The organism is Nonomuraea sp. B208 (assembly GCF_057536035.1).
Genome location: NZ_BAAJOU010000004.1, coordinates 65,059 through 73,262 on the forward strand (window position 1 = coordinate 65,059; position 8,204 = coordinate 73,262).

The following is an 8,204-nucleotide window of genomic DNA, read 5'->3' on the forward strand; positions in this document are numbered from 1 at the left end:
TGAGCGGAACCGGCTCGGCGGCGGGGCGGCCACAGGCCGCCCTCGCGCCTGCTGTCGGACCGGCCGTCCGGCTGTGCCCCCGGGCACGGCCGCCGCCTTGGGCGGCGGTGGGTCGAGAGGTTGTTGCGTTCCACATGACGGTCCCCCTCAAGAGGAAAGCGCGCCCTGGCGGGCGTGGGGGACCCGCCAGGACGCGCTTCCTGCCCCGTGAGCGGCGGCGCCAGGACTCCGGCGAGGGATGGAGTCCTAGGCCGCGAGATCGCTCGCGGAGTCGATGGGGGAGTGTGAAGGCTCCTGCTGCCGGCAACGTGCGGCGATGCGTCGAGCTGCACCGACCGGGTCATCGATGGAGCGCGTGACGGGGGCGCCACCCTCCTCAACTGCGACTAAGGATCCGTCTTCGCGCTCCGCGGTCAGCTCAGTGGACGCCGAGTGCACGGACGCGCCATGCCGGTTGCTCTGGTAGGTGTGGGTGAAACCCTGGCGCGGCAACGCGTAACGCAGTAAACGTGTTGCTTCGCCAAGGTCTTTCCAGGGCAGGTACGACTCACCCGTGCTGACCGGCGGCATTGGCCTTCACCCCCTCACCGGCCTTTAGATGGATTTGTACCAACGAATGGATGATGGGCCGATCGAGGGGGTTCGGTCAAGGGGTTGTGGCCTGCTAGAACCAGATCGTCTAAATTGTTGGAACAAAAGGGGTGAAAGTGGCAAGGTCGGTGCTGTATCAGCAGGTGGCTGCGGAGTTGCGTCGAGCCATCTACTCGGGTGTCCTCGGCCCCGGGGCGCAGCTTCCGACCGAGGCACAACTCATGGAAGACCATGGGGTGAGCAGGAACACCGTCAGACTGGCCCTCGGAGAGCTCGTCAACGAGGGGCTCGTCACGCGCACGCCGCGACGCGGAACCGTGGTCAGGGACCGGCGGCCGCTGCTCATCTATCCCCAGCGCGAGCTTGAGCCGCGCTCGCGCGGTGAACTGCGCGAGGCATTCGCCTACGCCGTGGCGCAGGAGGGCCGCGAGCCGAGCCAGTACATCGAGGTGCTGACGGTGTCTCCCGTCGAGGAGATCGCCAGCAGGCTGGAGTTGGCCGACGGGGAGTTGGCCGTGGTGAGACGCCGTCTGAGGTTCGTGGACGGACAGCCGTACAACACCAACGACTCCTACTTCCCGCGTGATCTCGTGGCCGACTCCGAGATCGCCAGGCCCGGCGACATCGCCCGAGGGGCGAACCGGGTGCTGGAGGAGCTGGGTCATGCCCAGGTGCGCGTCGTCGACGACATCTGGGCGCGCATGCCCAACCAGGAGGAGGCCGAACGCCTCCAGCTAGAACTCGGCACACCAGTAATGGTCTACGTCCGAGTGGGGTACGACGGGGCCGACATGCCTGTGCGTGTCGCCGTGTCGGTGTTGCCAGCCGACAAACATTTGATCAGATACGAGCTCGATAGCCGCTAGAGAGCTCGTAAGAAGGGGTGATCCCGCCGGCCGGGTGCAGCGAGAATTAGCCGCCTCGCTGGCCTGGGGGAGTCGTGCATACTCCCTCAAATCGCCTTAAGTCCCATATATCGGATATATCGGCTTAAGGCACCAAATCACCCTTACGCGACAACGCGTCATCACTGTGCGCGTGCGCGTGAACGCCCAATGCAACGGGAGTTTTACTATGCACACCAACACGCTGCTTCACCCGCTCGCCCTCCGCCGTGCCGAGCCCGGCGACCTTCCCGGCGTTCTGCGGCTGTTCGCCGACACCTCGGAATGGCTGCACCGGCAGGGGGTGCGGCAGTGGCCCCGCCAGGGCTTCGGGCCTGAGCGGATCATGCCGCTGATCGAGGAGCGCGTGCTCTACCTGCTCGACGACGAACTGCGCTATCTCGCCCCGGACCTCGCGGCGCCTCCTGTGGCCACCATAGCCCTCGACGGGCACGCCGACCCGGAGTTCTGGACACCCGCCGACGAACCCGGGGCGGCGCTGTACGTCCACAAGCTGGCCGTGGCCCGGCCGTGGTCCGGCAGCGGCCTCGGCGACGCCCTCCTGGACTGGGCCGGGGCCGCCGCCTTCGCGGCCGGGCTGCCGTACGTGCGGCTCGACTGCGCCAAGGCCAACCCGCGTCTGCAGCACTACTACCGCAGCCGCGGCTTCCAGCACGTCCGCACGGTGGACCTGCCGCACCGCGCCAGCGGCGCCCTCTTCCAGCGCCGGTCGGAGGATCTCGTCACGATGGCCTTCCGCGACCTGACCCTCGCCGAGCTGATCACCGCCGCCTGACCGCCCGGCCGCCCGGCCTCCCCTCGTGGAGGCCGGGCCACCCCGGGGTTCTGCGCAGGTGGGAGGCCAGTTTGGGGCGCAACGGTACAGAGCGCCATATAACCTCTGCACCATGACCGGATCCCTGCTCGAGGTGATCGCGCTCGACGTACGCGACGCCGTGGCCGCCGAACAGGGCGGAGCCGACCGGCTGGAGGTCGTCGCCGACATGGCGGCCGACGGGCTGACCCCCTCACCGGAGACGGTCGCCGCGATCGCGGCCGAGTGCCCGCTCCCGCAGATGGTGATGCTCCGCTGCGACGCCACCTTCACCGCCGGCCCGGAGACGCTCGACCGGCTGGCCCGCGACGCCAAGGCGCTGGCCCAGGCCGGGGCCGCCGGGTTCGTGTTCGGCTTCCTCGACGGCGCGGGAGCGGTCGACCTGGCCGCCACCGAGGCCCTGATCCACGCCGTCTCCCCCCTGCCGTGGACGTTCCACCGCGCCGTGGACCACGCGGCCGACGTCCACGCGGCCTGGCGCGCGGTGCGGCTGCTGCCCAACCTGGCGACCGTGCTCACCTCGGGCGCCCCCACCGGGGTCGGCGACGGCCTGGGGGTGCTGCGCTCGCGCGCGGAGGCGGGCGACGGCTCGATCATCCTGGCCGGCGGCGGCCTGCGCCCGCCCCACGTGCCGATGCTCCTCGACCAGGGCATCCGCGCCTTCCACATCGGCTCGGCGGCCCGGGCGAGCTGGTCCGACCCGGTGGAGTGGCGCCTGGTCCGCCGCTGGCGCTCTCTGGTCGAACGCGACTGACACCGCCGGCGCGCTCTGGCCGCCGCGCCACTGACGCCGCCCCCCGGACCCGCGGAAGACCGCCTGTACGGCCCTGGTTCGCCGCCTGCGGCCCGATCGGCCCGCCCGCGCCCCCTTGGTGCCCCTCAGCGGGGGGAGGCCGGAGCGCCCGCCGTGCCGCCACGAGGGCAGTGCGGCGAGGGGCCAGGACCGCCCGCGATGCCGTCGTCAGGGCGGTGCGGCGAGGGGGCCCGGAGCGCCCAGTGTGCCGTCGTCAGGGCAGTGCGGCGTCGGCCCTGCGCAGTGCCGCGGCGAGGGTGCGGATCGTGGCGGGCTCGTCCATGACCCCGCCCCCGGCCTCCCGCCGCTCCTCCCACGCCCGCACCCGCTCCCGATAGGCGTCGTAGTCGGCGAGGTGGAAGGCGTACACGGTGGCGAAGCGGCTGACCAGATGCGACGGGTGCATGTCCCAGCCCTGGTGGAAGCCGTGCCGCAGCGAGTGCCGTACGAGCTCGGCGTGCCGCCGCCACAGCGCGTGCACGTCCCCGGTGCGCCCGGAGGCGGGCGAGGCGGCGAGCGAGCCGTCGGAGAGCTCAACCCCCGTCCCCGCGAACGCCGTCTGCATGACGTGCCGGGCGTGGTCGCAGGCCGGATGGTCGAGCCGCTGCTCGTGCGGCGGCAGCCCGAGCGCGGCCGTGTAGTCGAACACCCCGAAGTGCGCCGCCGCGAGCCGCCCGTCCAGCGCCTCGGCCAGCTCGGCCCGCAGGAACGGCAGCGTCTGCGGCGCCTCCACCTGCATCTCGAACCGCAGCCGCGTCCCCAGCCCGGCCTCCAGGCAGGCCAGCACCTCCGCGAACTGCCGCAGGTAGTCCTCCATGAGCACCTTGGGGAACGTCACCGTGAACCCGCCCGGCAGCTCGCCGGTCCGCTTCGTCACCCCGCGCACGAGCCCGGTGAGCGTCCTGATCGAGCGCTCGGGGTCGCCGTCGGCGAACGACTTCACCCGCGGCCCCCAGCGGCGCGGCAGCGCGCCCGCGGCGTGCAGCGCGGCCACGGCCTCGGCCGCCTGCTCGACGTGCCCGTCCTCGACCGCGTCCGGCCGGACGCCGTAGCCGTCCTCGAAGTCGATCCGCAGGTCCTCGACGGGCTCACGGCCGAGCTTGACCAGCAGCTTGGCGTGCACGGCCGCGGCCATGGCGTGCGGGACGTCGAACACCTCGGCCAGCTCGCCCGGCCCGGCCAGATGGGCGTGGACCAGCCCCAGGGCCTCGTCCCGCCACGCGTCCACGGTCGCGGCCGAGAACCGGTCGGCGGGCACGTACACGGTGTGGACCGGCTGCCGGCCGGAGAGGCCGGGGAAGCGGGCCCGCTGGGCGCGGTAGGTCGCGGCGAACCCCGCCGGGACCGGCGGGTCAGGGACGGCAGGCACGGAGCATGGCCTCCAGCCCGACGAGCTTGACCCGGTCGCCGCGGCCGAGCGACTTGGCCAGCTCGGTCTCGGCCGCCTCGATCGCCTGCCACTCGTCGTACGTGATCGGCCGCACGCCCCGCTGGGCCAGCAGCGCGTCGATCGTGGCCGTCGCGGGCACCCGTTCGCGGCCCTCCAGGTCGGCCAGCAGGGTGCGTACGGTCTCGGCGGCGTCGGACTTGTTCGTGCCGATGACGCCGGTGGGGCCGCGTTTGAGCCAGCCCGCGACGTATTCGCGCTCGCGCACCCGCCCCGCCTGGTTGGGCACGGTCATGGTGTCCTCGGAGAACGGCACCCCCGGCAGCGGCACGCTCTGGTAGCCCACCGACCGCAGCACCATGCCCACCGGCAGCGTCTCGAACTCGCCCGTGCCGACCACGCGCCCCTCCGGCGACAGCCGGGTGCGCTCCAGGCGCAGCCCCTCGACCCGCTCGGCGCCGAGGATCTCCACCGGCCGCAGCCAGAAGCGCACGTCGAGGCGGCGGGCCCGGCCGACCGGCTCGCGGGCCGCCCACGACCTGATGACGTCCACGTTGCCCTGCACCTGACGGGAGAAGCCCGAGCCGAGCACCTGGGCCTCGTCGGGCCGCACGACGACGTCGGCGTTGTCCAGCTCGCCCAGCTCGCGCAGCTCCTTGAGGGTGAACTTGGCGTGCTCGGGCCCGCGCCTGCCGATCATGTGGATGGCCTTGACCTGGCTCTCGGACAGCCGCTGGAGCACGTCGTGGGGCACGTCGGTGCGGCTCAGCTCGTCGGCGGTCTTGGCGAGGATGCGTACGACGTCGACGGCCACGTTCCCGACGCCGATCACCGCGACCTCGGGGCTGTCGAGCGTGAAGCGCGAGGGGTCCACGTCGGGATGGCCGCAGTACCAGTTGACGAAGTCGGTGGCGGCCACGCTGCCCGGCAGGTCCTCGCCGGGGATGCCGAGCCGCCGGTCCACCATCGCGCCCGTGCAGTAGACCACGGCGTCGTAGTGCTGCAGCAGGTCGGCGACCGACAGGTGCTCGCCCAGCGTGACGCCGCCGAGGAAGCGCACCTCGGGCAGCTCCAGCACCCGCTTCAGGTAGTTCGCGATCGACTTGATCGAGGTGTGGTCGGGAGCGACCCCGTATCTCACCAGCCCGTACGGGGTGGGCAGGCGTTCGAGCACCTCCACCCGCGCCGCGCCGGCCGACTGCTTGACCAGCGCCTCGGCCGTGTAGATGCCGGCGGGTCCCGATCCGATGACCGCCACACGCAACGCCACGCTGCCTCCTCAGAGCCGGCCGCCCGGGGCCCTCACCAGGCCCCATTAGACGTAACCGGCCGGTGTGATCGATGTATCCCCGATCGCCGGCGCGGGCGAACCCCATTTCGGCGAGAACAGCTTGATCCGTGCTCCTGCCAACGTAACCGCTCACGCCCGCCGCCGGGCGGAGAAACACCCCGCGCGGCTATCCGGACGCCCGCTCCCGCAGCGCCCGCTTGTCGATCTTGCCGTTGACGTTCGCCGGCAGGGCGTCCACGACCACCACCCGCTTCGGGACCTTGTAGTCGGACATGTTGGCCCGCGCCCACGCGATCAGCTCCTCGGGGACCACCCGCGCGCCCGGCCTGGGCACCACGAACGCCACCCCGGCCTCGCCCGCCGACGCGTCCGGCACCCCGACCACGGCGACCTGCGCCGGCGACCCCTCGCGCAGCAGCAGCGACTCGACCTCGGCGGGCGAGACGTTGAAGCCGTTGACGATGTAGAGCTCCTTCAGGCGGTCCACGACGGCGAGGTTGCCCCGCTCGTCCAGCACGCCGATGTCGCCGGTGTGCAGCCAGCCGTCGGCGTCCACGGCCTCGGCGGTCCGCTCGGGGTCGTCCCAGTAGCCGCGCATGACGCCGTAGCCGCGCTGCAGGATCTCGCCGCGCTCGCCGGGCGCGACCTCCTTGCCGTCGCCGTCCACGATCCTGACCTCGATGCCGGGCACGGGCCTGCCGGTGGTCTCCGCGACGACCTCGATCGGGTCGCCGGCCCGGGTCATGGAGACGACCGTGCCCTCCATCAGCCCGTACGCGTTGATCATCCGTTCCAGCCCGACCCGCTCGACCAGCCGGGTGATCAGGGACGCGGGCACGGCGGCGGCGCCGCAGATGGCCACGCGCAGCGAGGAGACGTCCCAGGAGCCGCGTTCCAGCTCGTCCAGGATGCGGTGGAAGAGCGTGGGCGGCCCGGCGAGCACGGTGACCCGCTCGCGGGAGATCAGCGACATGAGCGCGTCCGGGCTGAAGGCCGGGATCGGCAGCATCGTGGCCCGGCGCAGCACGCAGGCCACGAGCCCGGCGTTCAGCCCGAACCCGTGGCTGAACGGGGCGATCACCGGATAGCGGTCGTGCTCGTCGAGGGTGACGATCTCCGACCAGTCCCAGTAGCCGCGCAGGACCTGGGAGTGGTCCAGCATGACGCCCTTGGGCGTGCCCGTGGTGCCGGAGGTGGACATGATCTCGCACAGGTCGCCGGGCCGGACGGCGAGCGCCCGCTCCTCGGCCTCGCGTACGGGCACCCGCTCCCCGAGCGCGCGCAGCTCCGCGGCCGGTGGGACGACCGTGTGCCGCAGGCCGGGCAGCGGCGGGAGCAGCCCGGCGAGCCCGGCGCCCGCAGGGCCGTCACCCGTGATCAGCACCTTCGCGCCGGTCCTCGTGACGACCTCGGCGGCCTCGATGCCCTTGAAGCGCGGCGACAGCGGCACGACGACCGCGCCCGCGTCCCAGACGCCGAGCACGTGCTCCACCCAGTACGCCGAGTTCACCCCCCACAGCGCCACCCGGTCGCCGGGCTCGACGCCGAGCGCCATGAGGCCGCGGGCGACCGCCGAGGCGGCCCCGCGCAGCCCGGCGAGCGTGCCGTGCCCGCCGCGCCCGGCCACGACCGTGTCGCCAGGGTGCCGTTCGGCCTGGTCGCGCAGCATGCGGGGGAGCGTTCCCCAGTCCGGCATCGGTGCCCCGCCCATCGGTGCCCCGCCCATCGGTGCCCCGCTCATCGGTGCCATGCCCACCCCTAGGTGACGAGCGCCCGGTCCCTGCCCAGATGGTGGCCGCGCAGGTCGGTCACCGTGCCCGGCCGCGGCCCCTCGGCCGCCTCCGGGGCGATCTCCACACTGATCGAGACCGGCGTCAGCGCCCGCACGGCCTCCTGGATCCGCGAACGCCACATGGGGTTGCCGACGAGGCTCTCGCGGCCGAACGTCACGGTGAGCACGGCGGAGTCCAGCGTGCCGGGACGGCTGATCGTCAGGTCCCAGCCGGCCACGCCGTCGATCTTCGCGAGCGCCTTCTCCAGGCGGGGCAGCGCCAGCCACACGCCTCTGACCAGCACGTGCTCGCCCACGGTGTGGGCGGGGGCGGGCAGGCCCTCGCCGCGTACGACGTGGCCGGTCCTCAGCGTCGCGTCGCCGAGCGTGGCGTGCCCGCGTGGGGTGACGACCAGCTCGGCCACGGGGGCGCCGGGGTCGGCGGGGGCGTCCTTGGCCAGGGCGGCCAGGCCCAGCAGGTCGTCCGCGAGCGGCGTGAGCGGGTCCTCCTCGGCGGCCCGCCAGGCCAGCGCGGTGCCGCCGAACGGGCTCGCGTACACCTCGGTGACCCGGGCGCCGAACTCGCCGGCGAGGTGCCCCAGCGTGCTCCTGGAGGCGATCTCGCCGGTCAGGACGATGTGGGCGAGCCCGA

6 protein-coding genes and 1 pseudogene are annotated in these 8,204 nt (G+C 72.8%); 3 read left to right on the forward strand and 4 right to left on the reverse strand.

Going from position 1 to position 8,204, the window contains the following annotated elements; genetic code table 11:
* The first annotated feature begins 734 nt into the window (after window positions 1-734).
* From AC27IY_RS02840 to AC27IY_RS02850, 3 genes are all read left to right on the forward strand, one after another.
* Window positions 735-1,457 carry a GntR family transcriptional regulator gene (locus AC27IY_RS02840; RefSeq protein WP_449945370.1) on the forward strand — a complete coding sequence of 241 codons (723 nt, stop codon included), beginning with the start codon at window positions 735-737 and terminating at the stop codon, window positions 1,455-1,457.
* 208 nt (window positions 1,458-1,665) lie between these two features.
* Window positions 1,666-2,271 (forward strand): GNAT family N-acetyltransferase, encoded by a 606-nt coding sequence (locus AC27IY_RS02845; RefSeq protein ID WP_487177032.1) that lies wholly within the window; start codon window positions 1,666-1,668, stop codon window positions 2,269-2,271.
* 112 nt (window positions 2,272-2,383) lie between these two features.
* Window positions 2,384-3,064 (forward strand): copper homeostasis protein CutC, encoded by a 681-nt coding sequence (locus tag AC27IY_RS02850; RefSeq protein WP_364450529.1) that lies wholly within the window; start codon window positions 2,384-2,386, stop codon window positions 3,062-3,064.
* Between the two features lie 253 nt (window positions 3,065-3,317).
* On the opposite strand, the gene AC27IY_RS02855 is transcribed toward AC27IY_RS02850, so the two are convergent.
* The 4 genes and pseudogenes from AC27IY_RS02855 to AC27IY_RS02870 form a co-directional block, all read right to left on the reverse strand.
* Window positions 3,318-4,472, reverse strand: coding sequence for a DUF6986 family protein (locus AC27IY_RS02855; RefSeq protein ID WP_487177033.1), 1,155 nt, complete (start codon window positions 4,470-4,472; stop codon window positions 3,318-3,320).
* Window positions 4,456-5,760 carry an FAD-dependent oxidoreductase gene (locus AC27IY_RS02860; protein WP_487177034.1) on the reverse strand — a complete coding sequence of 435 codons (1,305 nt, stop codon included), beginning with the start codon at window positions 5,758-5,760 and terminating at the stop codon, window positions 4,456-4,458. The genes AC27IY_RS02855 and AC27IY_RS02860 overlap by 17 nt, the downstream gene beginning before the upstream one ends.
* 187 nt (window positions 5,761-5,947) lie before the next feature.
* On the reverse strand, window positions 5,948-7,450 hold the full coding sequence (locus AC27IY_RS02865; RefSeq protein WP_487177035.1) for an AMP-binding protein: 1,503 nt from the start codon (window positions 7,448-7,450) through the stop codon (window positions 5,948-5,950).
* An 89-nt stretch (window positions 7,451-7,539) separates the two neighbouring features.
* Window positions 7,540-8,204: pseudogene (locus tag AC27IY_RS02870) on the reverse strand (hypothetical protein); the annotation flags it as partial.